Here is a 25,616-nt window from a genome sequence, read left to right as displayed (position 1 = left end):
CCATGCGCATCATTACCCCCCTGCTACTGTCGGCCATCAGTGTTAGCCTGCACGCCGCCGACGTCGTACCCAACAGCTTCTGGAAGGAGCGCGCCCCCCTGGAGTACCAGTCCTGGCAAGCCACAGAAAACCAGGGAGAGCGAGAGGACATGTTGGCCAACCGGCCGCAGCTGGTGGTGCTGTGGGCCGGCAGCGCCTACGCCAAAGAGTTTCACAGCCCGCGGGGGCACAGATTCGCCATTGCCGATGTGGCCCAGACCCTGAGAACCGGGGTGGCCCCGGCCGAGGGGCAGAAAGGGATGTCCGCCAGTTGCTGGACCTGTAAGGGCCCGGATGTGCCGCGACTGATGGCCACCCTGGGCGAGGAGGGGTTTGCCGGCCACAACTTCACCGATCTCGGAGCGGAGATGGGCAACACCGTCGGCTGCAGCGACTGCCATGAATCCGACAGCAGCAAGCTGACCCTGAGCCGTCCCCACGCCCAGAAGGCGATGGCCAAGGTGAGCCTGCCCTTCGCGGAACAGGGCCCTGCCATGCAGGGCGCCCAGACCTGCGGCCAGTGCCACGTCACCTACTACTTCCAGCCGGAGGCCAGCAACAAGGTCAATATTCCCTGGATCTTCGGCTCCACCGCCGATGCCATCGAGCGGTACTACGACACCCGCCGCTTCTTCGAGTGGTCTCACCCCATCTCCCGCACACCGATGCTCAAGGCCCGCCATCCGGAGTTTGAGCACTGGAGCCGCAGTCATCACGCCAAGCAGGGCGCCACCTGCATCACCTGCCACATGCCCCAGGAGCAGGGTGACAATGGCCAGAGCTTCAGCGAACACCGGGTGGGCAACGCCCTGGAGCGCTTCGACCAGGCCTGCGCCGGCTGCCACGACAGCAAGGCGGGCATCGAGGCGGCACTGAGGGTCAACAAGACCAAGATCGACACCTTGCGTACCGAGGTGGAGATGCTGCTGGTCAAGGCCCACTATGAAGCCAAGGCCGCCTGGGATGCCGGTGCCGAGTGGTACTTCATGGATGAGCCGCTGATGAACATCCGCCACAGCCAATGGCGTTGGGACTTCGCCGTCTCCTCCCACGGCCTGTATGCACACAACCCGGACGAAGGGATGGCCCTGCTGACCACCGCCCTGGCCCAGGCCAAGCAGGCACGAGCCCGGCTGAGTGAGATTTTGGCCCAGCTCAAGGTGGAGAAGGTGGCCTACCCCGATCTCTCCAGTAAGGCGGCCGCCCAGGAGGCGGTGGGGCTGGAGATGGATAAGCTCACCGAGGAGAAGCGGGCCTTTATCGACGCCGAGATCAGGAAACACTGGCCGGAGGCGGCCAGCCGAGCGCCACAGGAGTAGGCGCCTAGGGGAGCAGCAGCAGTGGCAGAGCCTGAGCCAGGCGCTGCCACTGGCTCTCCGCCTCAGGCAGGCCAAACCTAAGACCATCCCGCTCATCGGTCAGGCGAACCAGGATCCCCTCCAGACACAACCTCCGGTGCCAGGTCTCCGCCCTGGGGTGGTAGAGGGTCTGAAACAGGCCAGTGCCACACAGCCGTCCCCCCAGGGGAGCCAGCATCCGTGCCAGCCGCGCCGAGGCCGACTGCAGTCGCTGCGCCTGCAGGACCTGCCACGGCCTGTCCTCCAGGGCCTGGCGGCAGGCAGTCCGGCTGGGACCCGCCAGGGTCCAGGGGCCCAGCTCATCGGCCAACTCGCCAAGCAGTGACGCTTCCGCCAGCACAAAACCGGCGCGAATCCCCGCCAAACCGAAAAACTTGCCGATAGATCGGAGCACCACCAGCCCCGGGCGGGGGCACAGGGGTGACAGGCTCTGAGCCGAATCCAGATCGGCGAAGGCCTCGTCCACCAGCAACAGGCCGCCGCAGCCCTGCAACTGACGGTGCCAGCCCAGCAGCGACTCCCGGTCAAGCTGCTGGCCGGTGGGGTTGTTGGGGTTAATCACCACCAGCGCCGCCACCCCTTCACCCAGTCGCTGCGGAGGCACCCCGTCATAGTGCGCCACCTGCCATCCGGCACCGTGCCAGGCACTCTGATGCTCCTTGTAGCCCACCCTGGGCAGCAGCACCTTCAACCCCGCCTGGCCGCTCTCCGGCACATCCACACGGCTGCGCCACAGCCTGGGCAGCGCCTGGATCGCCGCCTGGGATCCGGCCACCGCCAGCAGCGACGGACAACCGTAATAGGCCCGGGCCGCCTGCTCCAGGCCATCTTCACACTCCGGCAGGCGGTTCCAGCTCGCCAGCGGGATCGCCCCGACCGGGTAGGTCCAGGGGCTGACCCCGGTGGAGAGATCCAGCCACTGATCCAGGGCAATGCCGTACTCCTCGGCGGCCTGACGCAGCCTGCCCCCGTGATGCAAACGGCTCACAGCGCTCCTCCCCAGATGACCGCCGCTACCAGGGCGCACAGGCCGACCCAGCCCCAGGCGCCGCGGTTCACCAGTTGCACCGCCCGGCGAACCGCATCGGCGCTCGGGGCACTTCCCCGGCCGAGAATGGGCTTGTCACAGCGGTAGCCCTCGTACTGGGCCGCACCCCCCAGGGTCACCTCCAGGGCACTGGCACCGGCGGCCATCACCGGGCCGCCGTTGGGGCTGGCGCAGAGTCGGCCCTGGTGCCAGGCGCAGCGGAGTGCCGCAACAGCGCGCCCCTGCAGGGCATAGGTGACCACCGTCAGCCGGGCGGGCAGCCAACCCATCAGGTCGTCGAGGCGGGCCGCCGCCCAGCCGAACTGCAGGTAACGGTCGCTCCTGTAGCCCCAGCGGGCATCCAGGGTGTTGACGATGCGAAATGCCATCGCACCGGGGACACCGGCCAGCAGGAACCAAAGCAGCGCACCGAACACCGCGTCGTTGCCGTTCTCCAGCACCGACTCCACGGTGGCGGCGGCCACCTGGGTGTCGGTGAGCGCCTGGGTTTTCCGGCTGACCATATAGCCCACCCTCTCTCTGGCCAGGGGCAGATCCTCCGCCGTCAGGGCCTCGGCTACCGCCTGCCCATGCTCGGCCAGGCTGCGGTTGCCCAGCACCAGGTAGAGCAACAGCGCCTGGCCCCACCAGGGCACGGGCCAAACCAGCAGCAGGCCGACGGGCAGCAGCAACATCGCCACCGCCAGCGCGCCGCGCAGACGGCTGGGCCGGTAGAGCCGACGCTCCAGCCAGGAGATCACTCTTCCCAGGCCAACCAGGGGGTGACCGCGGCGGAGTTCGCCCAGGAGCCGGTCAAGCAGCAGCGCCAGGACGGGGATCATCAGGGTGAGCCACAGGGGCTGGGGTTCAATCATGGACGTACCAGGGAGGTTTGTTGTTCGATGGCGGCGGCCCAGCCCTCCAGGGAGGACTGGGCCAGCTCGTGGACCAGGTGCCCGGGTTCACAGGCGTCGATCAGCGGCCGCAGATCGACCCGGGAAAAGGGGTGATGGCCGTCTATGGTGCTGACATGCTTAAGGGCCACCTCCAGCTGATGCCAGAAGTCCGGGCAGTTGGCATAGGGGGCGGTCTGCCCCTTCGCCTGCTCGATGTAGTGGCCACTGAGGCTGCAGTTCAGGTGCAGGGTATGGATCTCACTGGTGAGATCCAGCCGACGCAGCTCCTTCAACAGCCAAGCTACCCCGTCGGCTTCGCTGGTCAGGGCGGTGTTGGTGGCCATACGATGGCCACTGTCGAAGCAGAGGCCGCAGTTGTCGAAATTCACCAGCCGCCTCAGGGTGTCGTACTCCAGACGGCTGTCCAGGCGGAAGCTGCCGGGCCACCACAGGTTCTCGAACAGCACCCGGCCGCGATAGCCACTGCGAGACAGCGACGCGTTAAGCAGTTCGGCGCATACCGCCAGGGTGTCCCGCCAGTGCCAGGGAAACGCCTGGCTGAACAGGTGCGCCATGTCGCAGGTGACCGGGTGAAACACCACGTAGGGCAGCTGCAGCGCCTGTGCCAGCTGCAGCTGATCGACGTAGATGGCCACCAAGTGGTCCGGTTCCAGGCCGCCGTAGAAGTGCTCCACCGTCTGGCGATTGCCGAAGATCCGCAGCAGTTCCCGCCAGTCCTGCCGCCAGAAGGGGGTGAGGATGGGGAAGAAGGTCAGATGCAGACCGCCGGCCAGATCCGCCGGCACGGCGTCATGGCACCAGCGGCCATGAGGGGCCAACTCGAAGCCGTCCAGGGACCAGCGGCTCAGCCACCGTCGGGCCTGTTGCCAGTCGCCCAGCAGATGCCCCGGCGCCGGGTTGACGCTGATGTTCAGCAGCTGCTTCATCACAGCCACCCCTGGTTCATCATCGCCACCAGGGCGATCAGGGTCAGGCATTCGGTCACCTGCTCGGTGGCGCCCAGGGTGTCGCCGGTGTAACCCCGGATGTGGCGGTGCATCAGCCAGCTCATGAAGCCGAAGGCTCCCGCCCACACCAGGGCCACCACCGCCGCGGCTTCCTGGGGCAGCAGCAACAGCGGCGCGGCGCCACAGGCCATCAGCGCCAGTTGATCGCCGAAGCCGGGCGAACGCTGACGCTGGGGCGTCTTGCTGCCCTCGTCGGAACGGGCGTAGGGCAGCAGCACCGGCACCAGCCCGGCCACCGTCCGGCCGCCGGCATGACTGGCCAGCAACGCCACCATCGCCAGTCCCAGGTGCAACTGGCTCAGGGCCACCGCCTTGATCGCCAGACAGCCGATGAGCGAGAGCACCCCGTAGGTGCCGATCTGGCTGTCCTTCATGATCGCCAGCTTGCGCTGCCGCTCCCAGCCGCCCCAGAAACCGTCGAAAGTGTCCGCCAGGCCATCCTCGTGGAAGGCCCCGGTCAGCAGCAGCAGCAGTATCAGCACCAGCACCACCGCCAACGGCTGACCCAGCCCGGGGGCCAGCAGCCACAACAGGCCGGCGGCCAGGGCGCCGAGCAGCAGGCCGATCAGGGCGAACCAGCGGGCGGCGCAGGCGACGCTGTCCGGGTCGAACGGCACCCAGGCGGGCATCCTCAGCCGGGTCAGGAAGCCCAGGGCGGTCAGGATAAGCTTGGGGTTCATCGACACCTTCCCCCGAACCAGTCGGCCACCAGGGCCGGTGCGGAGGGGAAGTACCAGTGCACATAGGAGGCCACCACACTCCCCTGGCGATAGACCGGCTCAGACGCCCGCATCCTGCCCGCCTGGGTGGCGATGGCGATCGGTTCCAGCCCGATGTCGCTGCTGGAGTAGTGGAAGCAGTGGCCACGCAGGCTGTGTCCGCCGATCTCGGCGCTGAGCATGCCGATCCCCTGCAGGCGCGGCTGCATCTGGGCACGGCCCGGGAGCACACCCGTCATCTCCGTGCATTGCCCCTCCTTGTCGGCCAGCTGCTCAAGCAGGTAGAGCATGCCGCCACACTCCGCCACCACCGGCTTGCCGGCGTCGGCAAACGCCCGGATCTGCGCCATCAGCGGGCGGTTTGCCACCAGCGCCTCCCGGTGAAGCTCCGGATAGCCGCCGGGCAGGTAGAGGGCATCACACGCCGGCAGCGGGTCCTTCAGTGGGCTGAAGTGCACCAGGTCGGCGCCCAGTCGGCGCAGCAGTGACAGGTTGTCCCGATAGATGAAGGCGAAGGCGGCGTCCTCGGCCACGGCGACGGTGCGGCCGCCCAGCGGCTCACCCAGCGCCAGCAGCGCCGGGTCCTCGGCCACGGGGTCAAACACCACCGGCGCCGGCAGCGGCATGGCGCAGCTCTCCCCCAGCTTGGCGGCGGCGCCGTCGAGCCAGGCCTCCAGATCGGGGATCTCCGTGGCCTGGACCAGGCCCAGATGCCGGTCCGGCAGGGCCAGGCTGTCGTCCCTGGGTAACCAGCCACAGAACTCGATGGTCTCGGGCAGGCTGTGTTTCAGCAGCTCGGCGTGGCCCGGGCCGCCCACCTGGTTGGCCACCACCCCGAACAGGGTCACCCCCTCCCGGTAGTGGGCCAGGCCGCAGGCGATGGCGCCGAAGGTCTGGGCCATCTTGGCCGCCGGAATCACCGCCAGGGTGGGCACGCCGAACCGGGCCGCCAGATCGGCGCTGGAGTAGTGTCCGTCGAACATCCCCATCACCCCCTCGATCAGGATCAGGTCCGCCTCGGTGGCAGCCTGGGCCAGATGACGGCGGCAGGCGGCCTCCCCCATCATCCCCAGGTCCAGCTGATGGGCGGGCGCGCCGCTGGCCACCTCGTGGAAGATGGGATCGATGAAGTCGGGCCCGGTCTTGAACACCCGCACCCGTTTGCCCCGGTTGCGCCAGTAGCGCGCCAGGGCCGCCACCACGGTGGTCTTGCCGCTGTCGCTGGAGGGGGCGGTCACCAGCAGGGCCGGGCAGCTGTGGCGGCTCATGCTTGCCACCCCTTGAGGTCGGCGAACAGCCGCTCCAGGTCCAGGTGCTGCTCCAGGCAGTCCGCCAGGCGGTCGAGCCCCTGCTCCCGCAGGGTCGTCATATCCTGGCCCTGGGCGTGCTGCGCCTCCAGTCCGGCCCAGCGCAGCAACAGGTTGCAGGCCTGTGGCTCATCGAACAGGCCGTGTAGGTAGCCGCCGATCACCTGGCCGTCGGCATCGATGGCGCCGTCGGCCTCGCCCGCCAGCAGGAACGGCTGGGCGGCGTTCACCTGACTGCGGCCGGCGTGGATCTCATAGCCGGTCACCGACGCGCGCTCCCCTGCCAGGGTCAGGGTACCCTGCACCCGGGTCAGGCGCTTGTCACCGGTGAGCACCGTGGTCATATCCAGATAACCCAGGCCGTCGCTGCCCCCGGGGGCCCCCTCGATCCCCTGGGGATCCTCGATGCGCCTCCCCAGCATCTGGTAGCCGCCGCAGATGCCGATCAGCTTGCCGCCGAAGCGCAGGTGCCGGGCAATCTGGCGGTCCCAACCCTGGTCCCGCAGCGCCTGCAGATCGCCGCGGGTGCTCTTGGAGCCGGGCAGGATGATCAGATCCGCCGGGGGCAGATCGCCGCCGGGACGGACGAAGGTGAGATCCACCTTGGGGTGCAGCCTCAGGGCATCGAAATCGGTGTGGTTGGAGATCCGCGGCAGCCCGGGCACCACCACCCTGAAGCGGGCGTCCTCGTCGGTCTGCTGGACATTGATGGCGTCCTCCGCCTCCAGGTAGAGCCCCCTGAGGTAGGGCACCACCCCCAGCACAGGCACACCGGTCTTTTGCTCCAGCCAGGCCAGGCCGGAGTCCAGCAGCGAGGGATCGCCGCGGAAACGGTTGATGATGAAGCCTTTGACCCTGGCCTTTTCGCTGTCGGACAGCAGCTCGAAGGTGCCGTAGAGGTGGGCGAACACCCCGCCCCGGTCGATGTCGGCGACGATCACCACCGGGCAGTCCGCCGCCTCGGCGAATCCCATGTTGGCGATGTCGTGCTCGCGCAGGTTGATCTCCGCCGGGCTGCCGGCCCCCTCCACCAGCCGCGCCTCGCGCCCCTGTCCCAGCTCCTCGAAGGTCTCCAGCACCATCTGCAGCAGCCTGGGCTTGTTGAGGTGGTATTCGCGGGCGTCCATATCGGTGAGCGCCCGCCCCCGGAGGATCACCTGGGCGCCGGTGTCGGTGTTGGGTTTGAGCAGCACCGGGTTCATCAGCACACTGGGGCTCAGGCCACAGGCCTGGGCCTGCACCGCCTGGGCGCGGCCGATCTCGCCTCCCTCGGCGGTCACCGCGCTGTTGAGGGCCATGTTCTGCGGCTTGAACGGCGCCACCTTGATCCCCCTCCTCGCCAGGACCCGGCACAGACCGGCGACCATCACACTCTTTCCCGCGTCGCTGGTGGTGCCCTGCACCATCAGTTTGAATCCACTCATGTTGTTACCCAAATTGGTTCATGTGTTCGGTGACCGCCCGGTTCAGGGTGCCGATGATCTCGTCCTGGTCCAGGCCCAGTTGCTCGGCCAGCACCAGGCAGCCCCCCAGGCCGCACCCCTCCACCACCAGCCCCTGCTCGTACAGGTTGAGGCAGCGGTGAGGGCTGCGGTTGAAATCGGTGCAGTTGAGGCGAAGCCGCCAGCCTTCTGGCAGGTGCGCCAGCACAGCCTGCCCCTCCCCGGCGGTGACCCAGCGGGTGGTATCCACCGAGCCAGTCAGGTCCGGGCGCGCCCTGTGGGCCGCCAGCAGCGGGGCGACGAACATCATCCCCCCCGCCAGCCTCGGCAGCGGCAGGTCTTGGGGCCAGTGTCGCAACAGGCGATACACCGCCCGCTGAATGGCGTCGTGGAACCTGGGATTGCCCAGCAGGGTGTCGGCGCAAAATCCCTGGCGCTGCTGGCGGTACTCCCGCTGCAGCTGGCTCAGCAGTTGCTGCTTGCGGGCCAGCTTGGCGCTGTCCTTGGTGCTGCCCGCCGGGGTCAGGGTCAGGCCGGTGAGCAGCCTGAGCCACAGGGTGGAGAAGGTGGTGCCTCCCACCCCACACTCGGCCAGCACGCTCAGGTGACCGCTGCGTGCCTGGCGGGTCAGCTCCGGCAACAACGCCTGCTCAATCAGCTGATCCGGGCTGGCATCGAAGCCACCGTAGTGTTCGGCGCTGTCATACCAGTCGCTGTGCCCCGGCTGCGGCCGGGCCACTCCGAAGTTGAAGCTGCGAAATGCCACCCGATACCCCCTTTTTGCCAGGCCCCGCAGCAGGCCACGGGTCAGCACCGCCGGGCTGATGCCGCCATTGCCCAACAGCCCCCTGGCGGTCAGGGGCGTGGCGGGCGGCGCCACGGTCAGCGGCGTCAATGCCCGGCCACTGCAGATCAGCTCCGAGTCCCGGGTGGGCGTCAGGTGCATCAGGTCCTTGCCGGCGCCGGCGTCACTGAGATTATGCAGCTCAGGCAGTTGGGTGGCGGCACCGTTGAGGATGTTGAACACAATGGTGTGGCTGACCGGGGTCATCTGCCCTCCTCGGGATTAAACAGCTCTAACAACTGGGGCCAGATCTGCCCCTGCTCATCCTGGTAGAGACTCAGGCTGAGCCTGGCCCCATGGCCCAGGGTGACCCGGCTCAGGTGGGCGTTACCGTTGCGGCTGCCCTCAAGCAGCCAGGCCAGCACCACTCGCATCACCCCGGCGTGGGTCAGCAGCAACAGGTGCCGGCCCGGGTGCTCCCTGGCGCAGCGCAGCAGGGTCTGCTCCACCCGCTGATGCAGTGCCTGAGTGGACTCCCCCTGTGGCGGCGTCTGCTGCCAGGGGGTCTGCCAGTAGAGCTCGAACGCCCCGTCGGTGCTCTGCCACAGGGTCTCGAAATCCACTCCGTCCCACTGGCCAAAGTCCAGCTCCTGGATCCCGGGTTCGATGGTCAGGGGTAGGCGTCTCTGTCGGGAAAGGTGGTGGGCAAACTCGGCGCAGCGGCTGAGCGGCGAGCTGATGATGCCATCCACCTCCAGCCCGTCGCAGCTGACCTGCATCTGCTGCCACCCTTGCGGAGTCAGGCCGGGATCGGTGCGACCCAGCAGGCGGTCGGCCCGATCGGGACGGCCATGGCGCACCAGGGTCAACAGGGTTTTCATGGTCGCTCCCCTTTCACAGGGATGGGATGCCCCGCCTGGCAGAAGCTCACCCGGTCCGCCACCCGGGCAATGCCCTGGTGCAGCTCACCGGCGGCCACCACGAAGGCGCGGCTCATGGGATCGTCGGGGATCAGCCCCTGGCCCACCTCGGTGCTGACCAGCACCACCTCGGCCCGGCAGGCCGACAGGGCGCCAATCAGCCCCTCTGTGGCCTGGTCCAGGCAGGCGCCGGCCATCATCTGGTTGGTCAGCCACAGGGTCAGGCAGTCGATCAGCAGCAGCTGGTCCTCCCCGGCCTCTGCAAGCAGCCTGGCCAGCGCCAGCGGCTCCTCGACGCAGTGCCAGCTCTGCGGGCGGCGGCGGCGGTGAAGCTCGATGCGCTCGGCCATGGAGGGGTGACTGCGGGCGGTGGCCACATAGACCACCTGGCCGGGCCAGCGGTGGCACAGGGCCTCCGCCAGGGAGGACTTGCCGCTGCGGGCACCGCCCAGGAACAGATGAATCATCGCACCGGCTCCTGGCGTACCTGTTCGACCAGCTGACACACCCTGGCCATCCCCTCCAGCACCCTCGGACCGGTGCGGTGGAGCAGGTCCCCGTCGATCTGGGCCAGGTGGCCATGCTTGACCGCCGGGATCTCGGGCCAGCTGTCCCAGGCCACCGCCTGCTGGTTGCGGCCGCCGTGAGCGAAGGGCTTGATGATCAGCTCCGGCATGCGCATCAGCACCTGCTCCATGGCCACCTGGGGGTAGGCGGCCACGCCGTCGGCGAAGATGTTGTCGGCACCGCAATCGGCCAGGATGCCGTTCATCCAGCCGCCGGAGACCGTGGTCAGCGGCTCCGGCCACACCTGGTAGAACACCTTCACCCGGGTTCTGTGGCGGTACTGCTGTCTGAGCCGGGCCAGACGCTCGCGGAACTGGCGGGCACTGCTCTGCCCTTGCGCAGGGCGGCCGATGGCGGCGCCCAGCGCCTGCAGGCGATCCGCCACCTGATCGACGCTGGTCACGCCGGTGTCAAACAGCGGCACCCCCAATGCGTTCAGCCGCGCCAGTATGGCGTCGGAGGTGTCGTCGAAGGAGAGCACTACCAGCTCTGGCTGCAGCTCCAGCAGGCGCTCCAGGTTGAGGTGGTCGTGGCGGCCGATGCGGGGGATCGCCCTGGCCGCCTCCGGGTAGTCGGCGTAATCGACGGTGGCCAGGATCTCGTCTCCGGCCCCCAGCTCATACACCATCTCCACCGAGTGGGGCGAGAGCACCACCAGCCGCATCGCCTCTGCCGACGGTGCCAGCAGCATCAGCAGCATCAGCAGCATCAGCAGCAACAGGGTTCTCATGACCGCTCCTTCAGTTCCAGGGGCAGACCGGCGATGGTCAGGGTTACCCGGTCCATCCGCGGGGACAGGTGCTGCTGCAGCCAGCCGCACTCGTCGACGAAACGGCGGTTACCCTCACCCAGGGGCACCACCCCCTGCCCCACCTCGTTGCCGATGAGGATCAGTGGCCCGGGCAGGCCGGGCAGAGTCTCCAGCAGCGCCGCCTTCTCCCTGGGCCAGTTACCGCCGAACAGCTCGTTGGCCAGCCACAGGGTCAGGCAGTCCACCAGTACCAGGGTATTACCATCGCTGTACTTGGCCAGGGTCTGCGCCAGGTTGGTCGGCGCTTCCACCAGCTGCCAGGAGTCGGGACGGTGGGCCTGGTGATGGGCGATGCGCGCCGCCATCTCGTCGCCCTCGGCGGTGGCGGTGGCCACCACCACCACCCTGCCGCCAGTCTGCTGCTGCCACTGGAGGGCCCGCGCCTGGGCCAGGGCGCTCTTGCCCGAACGGGCTCCGCCGCTAATCAGTTGTTTCATGCCATTCTCCTGCGGCGGTTCACCAGCAGCGCGATAAAGAAGCCGCTGCCGAGGATGGCGGTCACCACCCCCACCGGCAGCTCCTGGTTGCCCAGCAGTTGCCGGGAGAGGAGATCCACCCACACCATCATCACCGCCCCGAAGGCGGCGGTGGCCGCTATGGTGGCACCGCTGGCCGCGCCGATGAGCATCCGCACGATGTGGGGCACCATCAGCCCGACGAAGCCGATGCCGCCGCAGTAGGCCACCAGGGAGGCGGTGATCAGCGCGGTGAGCAGCAGCATCCCCAGGCGCAGCGGCACCACCGCCACCCCCTGGGTGTGGGCGCTCTCATCGCCGGCCATCAGCGCCTGCAGTGGCCGCTGAAACTGATGGATGATCACCAGGGCACTGAGCACCACGGTCGCGGGGATCCACAGGGTGCCCCAGCTGGCACGGCTGAAGCTGCCCAGGTTCCAGAACAGCACCGCCTGGATCGCCTGGCTGTCGCCGAAGTAGAGCGCCAGGTTGGCCAGGGAGGAGAGCAGGAAGGAGATGGCGACCCCGGCGAGGATCAGCCCCTCGACCTGGCCGTCCCTGGCCATCACCATCACCACGAACACCGCGATCAGCGACCCCAGGAAGGCGCACACGGGCAGGCCCAGTCCGGCCAGCCCCAGGGTCAGGGCCAATACCGCCCCCAGGGTGGAACCGGCGGAGATGCCAAACAGGTAGGGATCGGCCAGGGGGTTGCGGGTGACACTCTGCAGCACCGAGCCGGACACCGCCAGGCCGGCACCACAGAGCATGGCCAGCAGCACCCGGGGCAGTCGCAGCTCGATGATGATGCGGTCCGCCAGCCCCTGGGCGGGTGCGCCGCTCAGGGCGCGGCCGATGGCCTGAGCCACGTCATAGGGCGCGATGTCGGCGGCGCCGGTGGCCACCGCCACCAGCGGGGAGATCAGCAGAAGGGGCAAAAGCAGCAGCATCAGCTGCCCGGGTTTAAGCAAAGACATAGTCGCCATTGTGGTAATCGAAGGTAATTCTGGGGTGGGTCCCCTGCGGGTGGGGATCGATGCGGGCATCGACGCCATAGATCCGGGCGATCTGCTCCTGGGTCATCACCTGTCCCGGCTCGCCGAAGGCCGCCAGCCGCCCCTGGTGCAGCAGCAGCAGGCGATCGCAGTAGGCGCTGGCCAGGTTGAGGTCGTGAATGGAGGCGATCACCGTCACCCCCAAGCCACGCAGCAGCTTGAGGGTGTCAATTTGATAACGGATATCCAGGTGGTTGGTGGGCTCGTCCAGCAGCAGCAGCCTGGGCTGCTGCAGCAGGGCCCGGGCGATCAGCACCCGTTGGCGCTCGCCGCCGGAGAGCAGCTCGAAGTGGCGGTCGGCCATCTCGGTCAGTTGCACCCGCTCCAGCATCTCATCGATCTGCATCCGCTCCTGGCGGCGGTCCAGCCGTTGCCACCAGCTGCTGTGGGCCAGCAATCCGGTGGTCAGAAATTGACGCACGGTCATCGAAAATCCGCTGGGCAGGTGCTGGGTCACCACCGCCACCTGGCGGGCGAACTGGCGGCGACTCATGGTCCTGGTATCCTGGCCCCCCAGCAACACCCGACCGCTGGTGGGCTCAAGGAAGCGGTAGAGGCAGCGCAGCAGGGTAGATTTGCCCACCCCGTTAGGCCCCAGCAGACCGACAAACTCTCCCTGGAATAGGTTGAAGCTGACTCCGGAGAGTATGCTGCGGCGGCCGTCGCCCCACCCCAGGTTCTCCACCTCCAGTTGCAGCGGCGGTTGGGGGTTACGCGGGGTGTCGTCAAATGCCTTAAACATGGCGCTGCCTCCGGCGGGCCGCCAGGCGGCCCGCGGTTGGGTTAGAACTGGGTATAGCTGACGCTGAGGAACCACTCGGCCCCCGGGCCAAAGTAGTTGCCGTTGGAGACGATCTCCTCATCCAACAGGTTATTGGCCTTCAGCCGCACTTGCCAGTTGTCGGCGAAGGCGTAGCCCAGGCTCAGATCCAGCTGGTGGTAGGGGGCGAGGAAGTGATCGTCCTTGTCTTTGCGTTTGCCCTGGTAGTGGTAGTCCAGGCGCAGGTCCCACTGGGTCCAGGCGTAGGCGGCGGAGTAGTCGAACTCGTGCTCGCTGCGACCGAGCAGTGGCTCATCCTTGGTCTCATCCTGGGCGTCCAGGTAGGTGTAGGCCAGCTGGTGATCCAGGCCATAGGTGCTGAAGTCCACACCCAGTTCCACCCCCTGCAGCTTGGCTTCGGCGATGTTGGCCGGCTTCCAGATGTCCCAGCCGTTCTCGTCCTGCTCACCGGTGGGCGCCCACTGAATCAGGTCCTCGACATCGTTGCGGAACAGGCTCAGGTAGGCGTTGTAGCCGTCGCGGTTGTAGCTCAGGGTCAGGTCGGTGTTCTTGCCAGTCTCGGAGCTCAGGCCGGGATTACCGGAACCGGGCCAGTAGAGATCGTTAAAGGTGGGCGCCTTGAAGGCGGTGCCATAGCCGGCGCTCAGGCGCCAGCCGTTGCCGAACCGGTAGGCTGCGCTGAGGTTGTAGGAGGTCTCGGCGTCGATCTTCTCCACATCGTCGTAGCGCACCACCGCTTCCAGCAGCCAGGCGTCCAGGTCGACGCGGGCCAGGGCGAACACGCCCAGCACGTCGCGCTCATCTTTATCGTAATCACCGCTGACGGACTCGGTGTAGTAATCGACGCCGCCGATCAGGGTCAGCATATCACTGGCCAGAAACTGATTGCTCCAGCTCAGTTGCTCACGACGGGTCTGGTAGATGCTGTGGTCTGGAGTGCCATCACGGAAGTTGTCGTTGTAATCGCGCGCCTGGCCCACCGTCACCTTGCTGGTGTAATCCCCCTGCTGATACTGCGTCCCCAGACTCCAGTAGAAGTTGTCGAAGTCCGCTTCATTGCCTCCAAACTGTCTGTCGTACTCATAATTTCCGGTGCTGTATTGACCCGCCCAGTTCAGTTGCCAGCGGTCGTTCAGGGTCTGCTCACCACTGACGCCGGCGGTAATCCGGTCATAGCCGTCGTCGTCGGTTTCATCATCGCGCTTGGCATCGAAACCGTCGCTCTGCTCGGTGGAAAGGGTCACACTGGTGCGGCCGTCGCCGTGGCGTACACCGGCACCGGCGGACAGGCGGCGGTAGGCGTCGCTGCCCACCTCGGCAGATGCGAACCACTGTCCCTGGTCCAGCTTACGGGTGAAGATCTGGATGACCCCGCCAATGGCGTCACTACCCCAGACGGAGGCGCGGGGGCCCTTGACCACCTCGATGCGCTGCACCTGCTCGGGGGAGAGGCTGGAGAAGCTGACGGAGCCCAGGGTGGCGGAGCTGATGCGTACCCCGTCCACCAGCACCAGCACGTGATCGGAGTTGGCGCCGCGGACGCTGACGCTGGCGCTCTGGCCGGTGCCGCCGGTGCGGGTGACGCTGACGCCGGGCAGGCGCTCGAGGATGTCGACCACCGACTTGGGGTTGAGCTGCTCGATCTCAACCCGCTCGATGGTGTTGACCACCGCCAGCTGCTGCTCGGGAGCAGAATCGAAACGGTCGCCGGTGACCACGATCACCTCATCGGCGGCGGTGGCGGAGAAGGCGGCGCCCAGAGCCAGGGCCACCAGGGAAAAGCGCGTTTTTAAACTCATGGTATTTCCTTTGAGTTAGAGTTTTAAAAGCGCGGGAATGCTCTCTAGGAGAGGTCGGCCCGATCGTCGCGGATCGGACACATACAACAGACGTATGCCAGAGGGGTACGACTCAGAGGACAAGCCGGTCACTTGCCTTGGTTCTCTAAATTGTTCATTCAGGCTATCTGCTCAAGAAACCCGCTTGAGTCAAATCAGCAAACCGAGGTAGGTCTCCTGGCTCTCAGCATCCCAACCCTCCCCTTCCCGGTCTCCCAGTGGTATCTCGAGGGTCGCTCTGATCACAGTTGCAGGTACAGCCGCGGAATCTCACCGCGTTCCCTGTTATGCGCGGGATAATCCCGTTCGCACCTTGGTTTGGCGGCATGATAGCCATGCCACGGATACAGATTGTGCCAGAGATCACGCCACGTTCAAGAGGGAAAAATGTGTGTGAAAACCTACAGTCAATCCGTTGTCCGCAACCGGACTTTGGCCGTATGGACGTCTAAACCGGCTGTGACAAGGGTTTGCGGGCGGCAGCAGCCGCCTCTCACTGCCCGATTCGGGGAGCAAATTTTTTTCCAGATTTTTTTTGCCGACAAGGTTTATCCTGTCTAATCAAAGCCGTTTAGATTCGAAATCCGCCAATGATGAGACAACTATTGGGCGCTTTGGCCCTGATGAGCAGCGGCCTGGTCCTGGCCGTGCCCGGCAGCGGCCCCCAACCGGACTGGGGGATCGCCATCGGCGTTCGCCACGCCGACATCCCCTACCGTACCGAGGTGGACCAGGGGGCCGACATCCTGCCGCTGATGTTTGTCCACGGCGATGACTTCTACCTTCATGGGCTCGAAGGGGGCTATCACCTCTGGCAGCAGGATGAGCACCAGGCCACCCTGTTTACCCGCTTCCGCTTCTTCGACATCCCCCGAGAGTTTCAGAACAGCATCCAGGAGGACAGCTTCGATCTGGGCGGCCGCTACCGCTATATGCCGAGCCCCGGGCACTTTATCGACGCCGAGCTGCTCAGCGACCGCCGCGGTCGCAGCTACGGTCACCTGCGCTACGGCTTCGACCACCGCTGGCCATCCCTGACGGTTCAGCCAACCCTGCAGCTGGACTGGCGCAGCCGCGAGTTCGTGGAACACTACCACGCCCTGGAGACCGGCGGCGGTCGTTCCGACATTGGCGCCAGTGCCGGAGTCACCCTCTCCTGGCACCTGATCAGCAACCTCTACGTTATCGGTAAGCTGGAGGGCTCCATGCTGGGTGACGGCGCCGGGAACCTGCCCACCCTGGACAAGCGTTTCACCCTGGAGAGCTACGCCGGCATCGCCTTCTTCCCCAGCCCGGACAGCCAGGGGCTGCACTTTTCCCGGGAGCCGCTCAAGGGCCACTACCTGAGGCTGGCCCACGGCTGGGGTACCCCCTCCAACCTGGGGGAGATCCTTAATTTCGACTGGGAGAAGGATCCCTACAACAACCGGCTAAGCTCGCTGTTTTACGGCATCCCGCTGACCGACACCCTGTTTGACCAGCCCATCGACCTCTACTTCACCCCGGGGGTGGTCTACCACCACAGCTCCCAGGTGCAGAAGCCCAGCTACGAAGGGGTGCTGGCGATCAAGGCCTACTACACCCTCAACTGGCCGCTGCGCTGGCGCATCGGTGTGGCCGAGGGGCTCTCCTACATCAGCCGCCCCACCTACATCGAGCGTACCGAGTTGGAGGAGAAGGGATACCGCCCATCCAAGCTAATGAACTACTTGGATTTTTCTCTCGATCTCAACCTAGGAGACCTGTTCCAGAGCGCGGCGCTGGAACGGGTGTGGTTTGGCTGGAGCATCCACCACCGCAGCTCCATCTTCGAGACCTCCTCTGCCTTCGGCCGCATAAAGGGAGGCAGCAACTACAACACCCTCTACCTGCAGTGGCACTTCTGACCCAGCGGGTGATTGTGGCTCAGCACTAAAGCGGTACGGAATTTGGCCGATAACGGGGTCAACAGAAGCATTTTTGCTGAGGCACACTACTGATGGAAATTCGCAATCACGGGGCCGAGGTCTCACAGGTCGCCAGAAACAAGCCCAACGACGGCGGCAATCACGGCCAGGCGGTGTCCGAGGTGGCCCGGAGTCACAGCCCCGCCCAGAGCGCCAAGGCAATGGCCAACGCCAATGTGGCCGCCGCCATGGAGCAGGTCAGCCTCAGCGCCGGACAGGACTCCCTGGCCCTGCTCTATCGGGCGGCGGTGGAAGCCATCGATGAGCACCTGGCGCCCACCCTGGGAGATAACGCCACCCAGAGAGGGCTGGAGCAAGGGATCGATTACTCGCCCCAGGCCACCGCCGATCGCATCGTCGACTTTGCCACCCAGTTCTTTGAGACCTACCGGGGGCAGAACGCCAGCCTCTCCTTCGACGAGCAGCTCGATGGGTTTATGAGTGTCATTGGCGACGCCGTCGACAGGGGGATCGACGAGGCAAGGGGGATTCTGGACGGGCTGCAGGTGTTGGACGGCGACATCGCCACCAACGTGGATCTGACCCAGGGCCTGGTGCATGAGGGGCTGCAGGCCTTTCGCGACGGCTTCTATCAGGACGATGCCGCCGGTGACAGCGCCGAGGGCTAGTGGGCCCGCTATGGGATGGGCACTTGGTTCTGTCCGCTCCAATTAGCACGACAAAGGCCGCCCATTCAGGCGGCCTTTTTCTTGGTCAAAGCAACATCAAGCCGCAGCGGGCTGTTGCCGGGCCAGTCGCTGTTTACGGAACTCCCACAGCTGAACCACACAGGCGATATTGAGCACCAGGCTCAGCAGCGCCAGCGAGTAGGTCAGCACATCGGTCCTGGGGAAGATCCACAGGTTGCGCTCGTAGAACTCGGTGAAGGTGAAGTAGAACATGAACCAGGCCGCCAGGGTGTAGGCCCGGGCCTGCAGCCAGGTGCCCTCCTTGATAAACAGCGCCGGGATGGTGGCCGCCACGATCACCATCAGCTGCGCCGAGGCGGAGGCGGGGAAGTTCAGGTAGACGTAGACGAAGTTCCACACGTCGTAGGCGATGATCCACAGGGCGGTCATCTTCGGCCATACCATATCCTTCTGCGGCGAGTCATCGGCCTTGATCCCCTTCCAGCCGTAGTAGCAGGTGAGGATGGAGAGCACTCCGGCCACCCCGTTGAGCAGGTTCGGAGTAAAGCCCATGGTGAAGTCCTGGGCCACCGCTTCGGCGATGTTCAGCGCCAGGAAGCCCACGCAGAACAGCTTGGCGAAGGTGTACTTGTGCAGCGGGGTAAAGCGCATCAGCAGGAAGAACACCGACGCCGACACCACCGAGTAGATCTTAGCCCACTTAAACCAGTAAGCCACCCCCTGGTAGGGCCAGACGAACACCGTCAGCAGAAGCGACAGGCCGACGAAGAAGGCAAAGCCGCTCCACTTCACCAGCCTAAACAGCTCGTTGAGCGCCACCAGGAAGATCAGCGTCAGCAGGATGTGGGCCTTGGCCTGAAACTCGTACCAGCGGTAGAGGGTAAACTCGGTGTCCTTCTCCATCAGCTTGAGGGATTCACCGGGCACATTGAGGCTGACGGCGATGTTGTCCTGGTCGAGCACCGACAGGGTCGCCTGGTCGAAATCGTTGATCACCCCGCCCTGCACCGGCAGGATGCGCAGCTGGTCGCCCTCCCGGGTCCAGGAGTGGGTTTCCGCCAGGTTTTCGCCGTTGAACTTCTTCTCGATGTAGACCGAGCCGCCGCGGTTGAACACGATGTGGTAGCTCAACCCTCCGGTACCCGGCACCCCCTCCAGCAGGATCTGGTAGGTGCCGAGATCGTAGTTGTCACGGGTGCCCTGCTCCGGCAACTGGGCGGCCAGGGCCGTGCCCGCCAACAACCAGGCCAGCGCCACTGCGGCCCGCCAGACGGCCCAGCGATTCAATGGTGTCATACCCCCTCCTCAGGCGCGGTGAAAGTAGAGATGGGACCAGAAGCCACCGATGGATTCCTGGCGCTCCCTGTCGGTAAACACCCCTTGAGGCGCCGAGGCGGGATGGCGGAACTTGATGTCGCAGCCACCGGTGTACATCTGCCAGTTGTACCAGAAGACATAGGCCACGCTCAGCACCAGGTTGGCGATGCCCCACCAGGTGGCCAGCTCGGGGTTGGCCCAGGCAGAGGAGTCCATGAAGGGGAAGACGTCGGTCAGACCCAACTGCACCACGAAGATGGCCAGGGTGTAGATACGGCCCATGATGTAAAGGTCATGACGGCCAAACACCGAGTAGAGCTCGCAGGCGATGAGGATCGCCAGGCCACCGGCAAACTCGTCGGGAATGCAGCCAAACAGGAAGGCGGCGTTCCAGGTGGTGTAGAGGAAGCACCAGCCGAGGGGGAAATCCACGATCAGGTCACCGCAGGTCTTGTCCTCCACCCGCCAGAACTTGCCGACGAAGGGGATGGTCAGCACCAGGCAGAAGCCGGACAGGGCGTTCCACGGGTTCCCCAGCTGCCAGTCGTGAATGGAGGCTTCGGTAATGTTCAGGGCGAGAATGAAAAACAGGAACCACAGGGTCCAGGGTTTCTTGAAGATCGCCCAGAAGGGGCCCTGCTTCTTCTCGTAGACAGCGATGCGCATCAGGCTGACCACCACCATGGGCACCAGCACGCTGACGATCTTGGCCCACTCGAACCAGGTGTCCCGGTTCTCGGCCCAGAGGGGGAAAGTACACAGGGAGCCAACAATGAAGGCAAACCCCAGGTAACGATGGCGCCGAAACACTTCGGTCAGCGCATAGGTAACGGCGGCGTAGACAATAATGGAGACGACCAGTGTCAGATTTGAGGGTTCCATACCCTTCTCCTTTAACCAAACAGAGTGAACCAGCGGCGCTGGCACGGCATTTCCCGTCTGTTTTCAGTCCGTTAAACCCGTATCCCCCCGAGTCATCCCCATTGGCGGTCGCGGGGTCACGGCCTCGGCAATACCCACCACCGATGCCCCTCGCCACGCAGCCTCCTGTCTATCTGGCTGAAAACCAAAAGAAAGAAAATAGAGTATATACTCTATTTTCTGCCCTAAAAATAACACAACCCAATCAGGATGTTGTGAAGCAGATCAAGATTTGTTGCTAACTGGGCAACGTTACCTTGGCCACCAAGCCTGGACTACGGATGGAACCAGGGCAGTCGCCCCCCTCCATGGCTGAGTCATTCCGCAATTTCGGTCAAGAACCCCGGCCAGGGCACTGGCACACTGCCCCGGACTCTGAATAATGAAGGAACTCCAATGGCCAACCTGGCAGCAACCGTGAAACCGACACAGGCCGACCCAGGTCACCAACAGCGCGTCAGCAGGGTATGCAACTACGTCCAGCACAACCTGGATGAAGCGCTGGATCTCGACCGCCTCTGCAACGTAGCCGGCTGCTCCAAGTTTCGCTTTCACAGGATCTTCTCCGCTTTTACCGGCATCGGGCTGGCCCGCTATGTCCAGCTCAGCCGCTTAAAGCGAGCCTCCTACCGCCTGGCCTTCGAGAACGAACTGAAGATCATCGACATCGCCCTGGAGGCCGGATTTAACACCCCGGAGGGGTTCAGCCGTACCTTCAAACGAACCTTTGATCAGACGCCTTCCCAGTTCAGAGCCCAGCCGGACTGGTCTGCGTGGCACGCCAGATTCCAACATGCCCAACCCAGACAGGGAAATGACCTCATGAAGGTAGAGATCAAACAGGTAGCCACCACAGAGGTGGCCTACATCGAGCATCAAGGAGACCCTAGGCGGGTCTTCGACACCGCCGGCAGATTCATCGCCTGGCGCAAATCCACCGGCCTGTCACCGATCAGCCAAAGCGACACACTCGGTGACACCCTCAACGCCCTCTATCGCGACTGGCTGCCGGGCAGTGGCGAGCAACCCCGGGACTTCCCCTGCTATTTTCACTACCTGAATTTCATCCACCAGGTGGATGAGTGCGATCTCCTGACGGATATCTACCTGCCACTGCAGTAAACACCCCACGGCCGCCTTATCAGGCGGCCTTTCTTTGTCCGCTATGGCGCCAATGACGGTCATTAGGCACCAGATGCGGTCTCCGGGTTATCGTTTGCTCTCCGGTAGAGAGTAGGGAGTGCAAGGCATCAAAGTGATTATCATCACAGCATCACCACTGTTAACTCAATAGACTGCTCTTTTTGGGAAAAGGAACTTCTCTTATACGTCTCTGGGTATTGGGTGTACTCGTTATTCTATCAGTCAAGTCTTGGGCCTGTGAGCCTCTGCCCGCCGAATTAGCAGCAATAATTGGCAATAACCGACCACTGCTGCTGGGAGAAATCCACGGAAGTGTGCAAGCTCCTAAATGGGTCGAACATATCGTCTGCAACCAGTTAAAGCAGAGGCCGACTATATTAGCCATCGAGCTACTGGCAGTGCAGACCGACGTTAATGGGAATAAAGATCAACTTGCCCAAAACATGGCTACTAGTTTTCAGTGGCAACAACTGCATACAGGGAAAACCAGCGAGGCTATATTTGATCTGTTACAAACATTATTACCACTCAGACAGAGATGCCTCACTTTAGTGATGTCCGATGATCACGGCTCTCCAAAAGCATTGAGAATGGCAAATAAACTCAAGCCCTATCTGCATCATGACTCAAGACTAATTGTCTATGGCGGCAACTGGCACACCAAGGTAACCCACGACACAAGTTGCTCTGAGGGTACCACCAACATGGGAGCCCACCTTAAGGAGTGGGGAGCCGATCCGCTGAGCATCAATCTGCTTCCAAGTGGTGGCAGTGTTTATAACCATCAAGAGCAAGGCCCTAAGGTTTATCCCGTCAAGGAGCGGAAGCTGACAAAAGACGGGATCTTAATTTCCGCATCTGAGGCTAGTGGTTACCATTGGCACTTGAATATTGGCCGGGTAAGTCCATCGCTACCGAGGGTTCGCTAAGGTGCCAATTTTGGTCATTGGGGTGTCCTGAATAGCCCTTTGCTTCCCTGGACACCCGGTTGGATAGGATGGGCTGCCCACGATTGATTAGACACCTTCAGGCTATTCTAATAGCTGGAAAAATTGTACGGCAAACCCCTATTTGCCAACCTCTATAGCTCACGAATCCGACTTAAATGCAGAGCAGCCACATGCCTCGACTTTCGCCAGGGACTTTGTCTGATTTTGGCGTCAGGACATGGATTTAAACACTCAAATTGTCGCCATTTGCGGACTTAAACACCTCAAGCGCGAGAATCAAAAAAATTCCAACACGATGCCATTAATACTAGCTATAATAAGTGCGAAATGGCCCTATAAAACACTAAGGGGCTAAAGGACTTAAAATAGAGAGTTGTTATGCACTCACTTGACATGAGAACCATTGTTACTGTCTATGTGCTAATTAGTTATGCGTGTTCCGCAATGCTAATAGTCGTGTATGTTCACAACAAGCATAAATTTCAAGGGTTAATACATCTCTTGGGTTGGTCTCTAAGTTTTTCAGCAGGGTTAAATGTTGCTGCTCTTCATCAAGTTTCCCCGCCCCTTATTTCAACAGTTGCCTCTAACACCTTGATGTTCGCAAGTGGGGTTTTCCTGGTTTTTGGCATGGCCAAGTACTTGGATCTAAACTTAGAGCGCCGAATCTATTATATGGCTCTAGCAACCTTTCCTTTTGCATACTCCTTTTTGGTGAAAAACCAATTCCCAATCTACGCTAGAATCATTTTCTTTAATGCCGTGATGTTCGCAGTCTATTCTCATGTCGCCCACCTAATATTTATCAAGGCAAGCAGACGAAGTAGAAAACAAGCATCGATTTTTGGGCGAGCCGTTATACTGTTTTTGGTCGTGATAGCACTCAGAATCCTTTACAGCCTAAGTGACACAAAGAGTGTTGAATATTTTAACATACAAACTGCCGAAAACGTTCTTGTTACACTCAGCATGGTTTGCGTTATTTTTTTGACGTTCTCACTTCAGCTCATGATTAACAGCAGGCTCTATTTTGAAGTTGAACAGCTTGCAACCATAGACCCTCTTACAAAAGTATATAATAGACGAAGAATTGAAGGTATTGCTCACGCTCAACTATGCAACCATGAGAGTGGTAAAAAATCGCTGCATTTATTCTTAATTGATGTGGATAATTTTAAGAGATTCAATGACAGCTATGGGCATGTCAACGGCGACATCGGTTTGGTGCACATCACAGATGTAATAAAGAGAAATGTACGTGAATGTGATGCCGTTGGTCGCTGGGGTGGTGAAGAGTTTGTTGTGATATTGCCAGACCTAACCCGAGATAAAGCCACTAAAATTGCGGCAAGATTAGTGGAGTCCGTTTATAATGAAAAGGTAGACCTGAACGGTAAACAGGTAGAGATCTCAATCAGTCTTGGCGTGGCCACATTTGCAGAAAACTCTAGCTTGCAGTCTGTTATTAATCAAGCTGACATCGCTCTTTACAAGGCGAAGAAAAACGGAAGAAATCGTCACGAGGTTTATTCATGATTTGTTTCTATTTGCGATGGCACCTTTCACATGGGTCCTGTTAAATCAACAAGAAAGTAACCGACATCTAATAATGATCGTGGTTTCATTTCAAGGGAATGGCCATGATCGATATTTAATTGCTGCTGTGCAAGCTCAGTGGATGCGCCTGCGAGTTAACCAGTCAGATCGTCATCTGCGATAAGGTGCTGCAAAAATGCTGCTCCGGAAACGGACTGCTTCACCTGTCCCAGTTGCACGAGGATATCGATGAGACCTTGGTGATCTTCAAGTCACCTAATCTGCCTCCCCCAGCACTCTGCTTTTCACAAGGAAACCGCTGGTTGACCCCTGTCACCCTGAACAGGCCTTCATCGAAGCTCTCAAGCAGTGAGTATTGCAACAATGAAAACAGCCCAGATTGGACTGGCTAGCACCCTGCCCGAATGCATGGTCAATCTTTAGGATCAACTGCACAACACCTTTTCTCCCTGATGCAGTTTCTAGGGCAGATGAGCCTGAAAGCCGAAGTGTGCTTTATTCCCTGTGAAGTTGACCCGTTTTCCGGGGGACGCCAATGACCGGTCTGTGGCGTGCGCAGCCCTCAGGGGCCCTCTCCATGGTCCCGACGTATCATCTGTGGCGGGAACTACCCTCCCCCACACAGAAGTGCTCACCCTAGGCACATCGAGTTGTGTGCCCGATTCGTAGTGCTTTAGTGCTGTGGTCCTTAACTCCCTGCTTGGCCGGTCAACTCATGGCCGAGGAGACCACGAAGCCGACAAACAGCAGGATGGTGGACTGGAAGATGGCCACCGCCAGGTTGCCCCTCTTGATCTCCTCGATGAAGTCGATGCGGCGGAAGACGAACTTGTCGATGATCACCAGGGCGATGACGCTGACAAACAGGCTGATCACCGCGTAGCTCAGGTTGAGGAACATAAACACGGCGTTTTGCTCAACGGAGGTGATCTCCATACTCATTTCTCCTTGTTTTCAATCTCGAAGGGGGCGTCCGGGACCTGCGCCCAGCCAATGGACCAGGCGGTAATGGGGTCGATGGTAGCGTGGCCCAGGGTGTCGCTGTAATAGTTCATGATGTCGGTCACCGCATAGTCGCGGGCATTGCGGATACGATACAGGTCGGCAGCACCAAACAGGTGCAACATTTCGTGGGCCTGCACCTGGGGAATAAAGGTGTGACGTGCGCCGGGGCTCACCTTCTCGGTGAGCATGGCGTACTCGTAGTGGCACTGCGGCGCCGTCTGCTTGTTGCGACAGGAGAGCGCGAAGGAGCGGGCCTCCCCGTTGGAGTGGAACACCAGTGCCACCTCGCCGGAAGGGGCCTTGGTGTCGACAAACTCCTTCATGGAACCGTAACCCAATTGCCGGGCGATCAACTGCTGGGCATCACTGAAGAAGCGCTTGGAGCGCAACCACTCCTTGGTGATTCCCTTGGGGGCGGTCAGGAAGAAGAAGCGGGTGTCGAAGCTTGGCTTGGCCAGGCCATACTCCTGGGCACGGCGCTGATACCAGCCGGTCACCTGCTGCAGGTACTGGCGATTTTGCTGGCGCTCCCTCCCCGACCACTTACTCCAGCGGTTGTCGTTGAGATAAAGGTAGAGGATGGTCACCTGCCCCTTGAGTTCACCGGCGATGCCATTGTTCCTGGCATCGCGGTACCCATCGTCCAGGGCCCGTTCCTGCTGCATCTTGCCGATCCACCCCTTGAGCTGGTCGATGCGATCCGCGGTAACCATGGAGTGATCGCCGGCCTGCTGAGCCAGGGTCAGCGAGGCGGCGGCATAGTGGTAGTGACGGCGGTCAACTTCGATCTTCGCCCTCAACTTGTAGAGGTACTGTTTCACCTCTGCGGTGGTGATCTCAGGCAGCAACCCGGCGATCGCCTCATAGGCAGCGTCCGCCCTCTCCTGCTCGACAAGCTCAATGATCTGGGCCAGCCTGGGATCTGCAGGAGGTTCAGGTTCTGCGCCCCGGTTCAGGTCACTGAACACCACCTTGGCAATCAACACCAGGCAGATCAGCAACCATAACGCTCGAAACATTGTCTCTCGATTCTCTCTTCTGTCCTGGGGTTCAAGGGCGCCCCGGCTCGCAGGGAAGACGCACAGGTGGCTCACTTAACC

The 25,616-nt window shown here is 62.6% G+C and carries 24 protein-coding genes and 1 riboswitch; of the genes, 6 read left to right on the top strand and 18 right to left on the bottom strand.

The window, feature by feature from the left end:
* Nucleotides 1-2: 2 nt before the first annotated feature.
* Nucleotides 3-1,358 carry an ammonia-forming cytochrome c nitrite reductase subunit c552 gene (locus FCL40_RS03735; protein ID WP_136851522.1) on the top strand — a complete coding sequence of 452 codons (1,356 nt, stop codon included), beginning with the start codon at nucleotides 3-5 and terminating at the stop codon, nucleotides 1,356-1,358.
* 4 nt (nucleotides 1,359-1,362) lie between these two features.
* Here FCL40_RS03735 and cobD read toward each other — a convergent pair whose 3' ends face one another.
* Genes cobD through FCL40_RS03665 form a run of 14 tightly spaced genes read right to left on the bottom strand, consistent with a single transcriptional unit; the run spans nucleotide 1,363 to nucleotide 14,988 of the window.
* Nucleotides 1,363-2,385 (bottom strand): threonine-phosphate decarboxylase CobD, encoded by a 1,023-nt coding sequence (gene cobD, locus FCL40_RS03730; RefSeq protein ID WP_229360265.1) that lies wholly within the window; start codon nucleotides 2,383-2,385, stop codon nucleotides 1,363-1,365.
* Nucleotides 2,382-3,299: an adenosylcobinamide-phosphate synthase CbiB gene (gene cbiB / locus FCL40_RS03725; protein WP_205729079.1), complete on the bottom strand. Its 918-nt coding sequence runs from the start codon at nucleotides 3,297-3,299 to the stop codon at nucleotides 2,382-2,384. The genes cobD and cbiB overlap by 4 nt, the downstream gene beginning before the upstream one ends.
* Nucleotides 3,296-4,267, bottom strand: coding sequence for a TIM barrel protein (locus FCL40_RS03720; RefSeq protein ID WP_169306992.1), 972 nt, complete (start codon nucleotides 4,265-4,267; stop codon nucleotides 3,296-3,298). Before FCL40_RS03720 ends, cbiB begins: the two co-directional genes overlap by 4 nt.
* Entirely contained in the window at nucleotides 4,267-5,028 is a 762-nt protein-coding gene (gene cobS, locus FCL40_RS03715; protein WP_136851518.1) for an adenosylcobinamide-GDP ribazoletransferase, read from the bottom strand. The genes FCL40_RS03720 and cobS overlap by 1 nt, the downstream gene beginning before the upstream one ends.
* Nucleotides 5,025-6,335: a cobyrinate a,c-diamide synthase gene (locus FCL40_RS03710; RefSeq protein WP_136851516.1), complete on the bottom strand. Its 1,311-nt coding sequence runs from the start codon at nucleotides 6,333-6,335 to the stop codon at nucleotides 5,025-5,027. Before FCL40_RS03710 ends, cobS begins: the two co-directional genes overlap by 4 nt.
* The gene (locus tag FCL40_RS03705; RefSeq protein ID WP_136851514.1) at nucleotides 6,332-7,798 is read right to left on the bottom strand and encodes a cobyric acid synthase; all 1,467 of its coding nucleotides are present in this window, start codon (nucleotides 7,796-7,798) and stop codon (nucleotides 6,332-6,334) included. The genes FCL40_RS03710 and FCL40_RS03705 overlap by 4 nt, the downstream gene beginning before the upstream one ends.
* A 4-nt stretch (nucleotides 7,799-7,802) precedes the next feature.
* Nucleotides 7,803-8,867: a nicotinate-nucleotide--dimethylbenzimidazole phosphoribosyltransferase family protein gene (locus FCL40_RS03700; RefSeq protein WP_136851512.1), complete on the bottom strand. Its 1,065-nt coding sequence runs from the start codon at nucleotides 8,865-8,867 to the stop codon at nucleotides 7,803-7,805.
* Complete coding sequence (locus tag FCL40_RS03695; RefSeq protein ID WP_136851510.1) at nucleotides 8,864-9,481, bottom strand: histidine phosphatase family protein; 618 nt, start codon at nucleotides 9,479-9,481, stop codon at nucleotides 8,864-8,866. Before FCL40_RS03695 ends, FCL40_RS03700 begins: the two co-directional genes overlap by 4 nt.
* Nucleotides 9,478-9,987, bottom strand: a complete 510-nt coding sequence (gene cobU, locus FCL40_RS03690; protein ID WP_136851508.1) for a bifunctional adenosylcobinamide kinase/adenosylcobinamide-phosphate guanylyltransferase — start codon at nucleotides 9,985-9,987, stop codon at nucleotides 9,478-9,480. Before cobU (FCL40_RS03690) ends, FCL40_RS03695 begins: the two co-directional genes overlap by 4 nt.
* Nucleotides 9,984-10,817, bottom strand: coding sequence for a cobalamin-binding protein (locus FCL40_RS03685; protein WP_136851506.1), 834 nt, complete (start codon nucleotides 10,815-10,817; stop codon nucleotides 9,984-9,986). The genes cobU (FCL40_RS03690) and FCL40_RS03685 overlap by 4 nt, the downstream gene beginning before the upstream one ends.
* On the bottom strand, nucleotides 10,814-11,335 hold the full coding sequence (cobU, locus tag FCL40_RS03680; protein ID WP_136851504.1) for a bifunctional adenosylcobinamide kinase/adenosylcobinamide-phosphate guanylyltransferase: 522 nt from the start codon (nucleotides 11,333-11,335) through the stop codon (nucleotides 10,814-10,816). Before cobU (FCL40_RS03680) ends, FCL40_RS03685 begins: the two co-directional genes overlap by 4 nt.
* Nucleotides 11,332-12,330, bottom strand: coding sequence for a FecCD family ABC transporter permease (locus FCL40_RS03675; protein ID WP_136851502.1), 999 nt, complete (start codon nucleotides 12,328-12,330; stop codon nucleotides 11,332-11,334). The genes cobU (FCL40_RS03680) and FCL40_RS03675 overlap by 4 nt, the downstream gene beginning before the upstream one ends.
* Nucleotides 12,317-13,150, bottom strand: coding sequence for an ABC transporter ATP-binding protein (locus tag FCL40_RS03670; protein ID WP_136851500.1), 834 nt, complete (start codon nucleotides 13,148-13,150; stop codon nucleotides 12,317-12,319). The genes FCL40_RS03675 and FCL40_RS03670 overlap by 14 nt, the downstream gene beginning before the upstream one ends.
* A 41-nt stretch (nucleotides 13,151-13,191) precedes the next feature.
* Nucleotides 13,192-14,988 (bottom strand): TonB-dependent receptor domain-containing protein, encoded by a 1,797-nt coding sequence (locus tag FCL40_RS03665; RefSeq protein WP_136851498.1) that lies wholly within the window; start codon nucleotides 14,986-14,988, stop codon nucleotides 13,192-13,194.
* A 189-nt stretch (nucleotides 14,989-15,177) separates the two neighbouring features.
* A riboswitch (cobalamin riboswitch) is annotated at nucleotides 15,178-15,358 on the bottom strand.
* A gap of 262 nt (nucleotides 15,359-15,620) precedes the next feature.
* On the opposite strand from FCL40_RS03665, the gene FCL40_RS03660 reads away from it, so the two are divergent.
* A complete protein-coding gene (locus tag FCL40_RS03660; RefSeq protein WP_229360264.1) occupies nucleotides 15,621-16,913 on the top strand; it encodes a MipA/OmpV family protein in 1,293 nt (430 codons plus the stop codon).
* 92 nt (nucleotides 16,914-17,005) lie between these two features.
* Nucleotides 17,006-17,602 carry a DUF5610 domain-containing protein gene (locus FCL40_RS03655; RefSeq protein WP_136851494.1) on the top strand — a complete coding sequence of 199 codons (597 nt, stop codon included), beginning with the start codon at nucleotides 17,006-17,008 and terminating at the stop codon, nucleotides 17,600-17,602.
* A gap of 96 nt (nucleotides 17,603-17,698) precedes the next feature.
* Here the strand turns inward: FCL40_RS03655 and FCL40_RS03650 are convergent, their stop codons facing one another.
* Nucleotides 17,699-18,919, bottom strand: coding sequence for a DUF5692 family protein (locus tag FCL40_RS03650; protein WP_136851492.1), 1,221 nt, complete (start codon nucleotides 18,917-18,919; stop codon nucleotides 17,699-17,701).
* Nucleotides 18,920-18,928: 9 nt separating this feature from the next.
* Nucleotides 18,929-19,822 (bottom strand): DUF5692 family protein, encoded by an 894-nt coding sequence (locus FCL40_RS03645; protein ID WP_136851490.1) that lies wholly within the window; start codon nucleotides 19,820-19,822, stop codon nucleotides 18,929-18,931.
* A 435-nt stretch (nucleotides 19,823-20,257) separates the two neighbouring features.
* Here FCL40_RS03645 and FCL40_RS03640 point away from each other — a divergent pair, with 435 nt between their 5' ends.
* The 3 genes from FCL40_RS03640 (at nucleotide 20,258) to FCL40_RS03630 (ending at nucleotide 23,490) form a co-directional block, all read left to right on the top strand.
* Nucleotides 20,258-20,983, top strand: coding sequence for an AraC family transcriptional regulator (locus FCL40_RS03640; protein ID WP_136851488.1), 726 nt, complete (start codon nucleotides 20,258-20,260; stop codon nucleotides 20,981-20,983).
* A 182-nt stretch (nucleotides 20,984-21,165) separates the two neighbouring features.
* Nucleotides 21,166-21,933, top strand: a complete 768-nt coding sequence (locus FCL40_RS03635; protein ID WP_136851486.1) for a TraB/GumN family protein — start codon at nucleotides 21,166-21,168, stop codon at nucleotides 21,931-21,933.
* Nucleotides 21,934-22,332: 399 nt separating this feature from the next.
* Complete coding sequence (locus FCL40_RS03630) at nucleotides 22,333-23,490, top strand: GGDEF domain-containing protein (protein ID WP_136851484.1); 1,158 nt, start codon at nucleotides 22,333-22,335, stop codon at nucleotides 23,488-23,490.
* 729 nt (nucleotides 23,491-24,219) lie between these two features.
* On the opposite strand, the gene FCL40_RS03625 is transcribed toward FCL40_RS03630, so the two are convergent.
* Nucleotides 24,220-24,447: a DUF350 domain-containing protein gene (locus tag FCL40_RS03625; RefSeq protein ID WP_136851482.1), complete on the bottom strand. Its 228-nt coding sequence runs from the start codon at nucleotides 24,445-24,447 to the stop codon at nucleotides 24,220-24,222.
* A 2-nt stretch (nucleotides 24,448-24,449) separates the two neighbouring features.
* Nucleotides 24,450-25,535, bottom strand: coding sequence for a hypothetical protein (locus FCL40_RS03620; RefSeq protein WP_136851480.1), 1,086 nt, complete (start codon nucleotides 25,533-25,535; stop codon nucleotides 24,450-24,452).
* Between the last annotated feature and the right edge of the window lie 81 nt (nucleotides 25,536-25,616).

The organism is Ferrimonas sediminicola (assembly GCF_005116715.1).
Lineage (GTDB): Bacteria > Pseudomonadota > Gammaproteobacteria > Enterobacterales > Shewanellaceae > Ferrimonas > Ferrimonas sediminicola.
The sequence above is the reverse complement of the archived record's forward strand: the minus strand, read 5'-3'. Positions and strand labels throughout refer to the sequence as shown.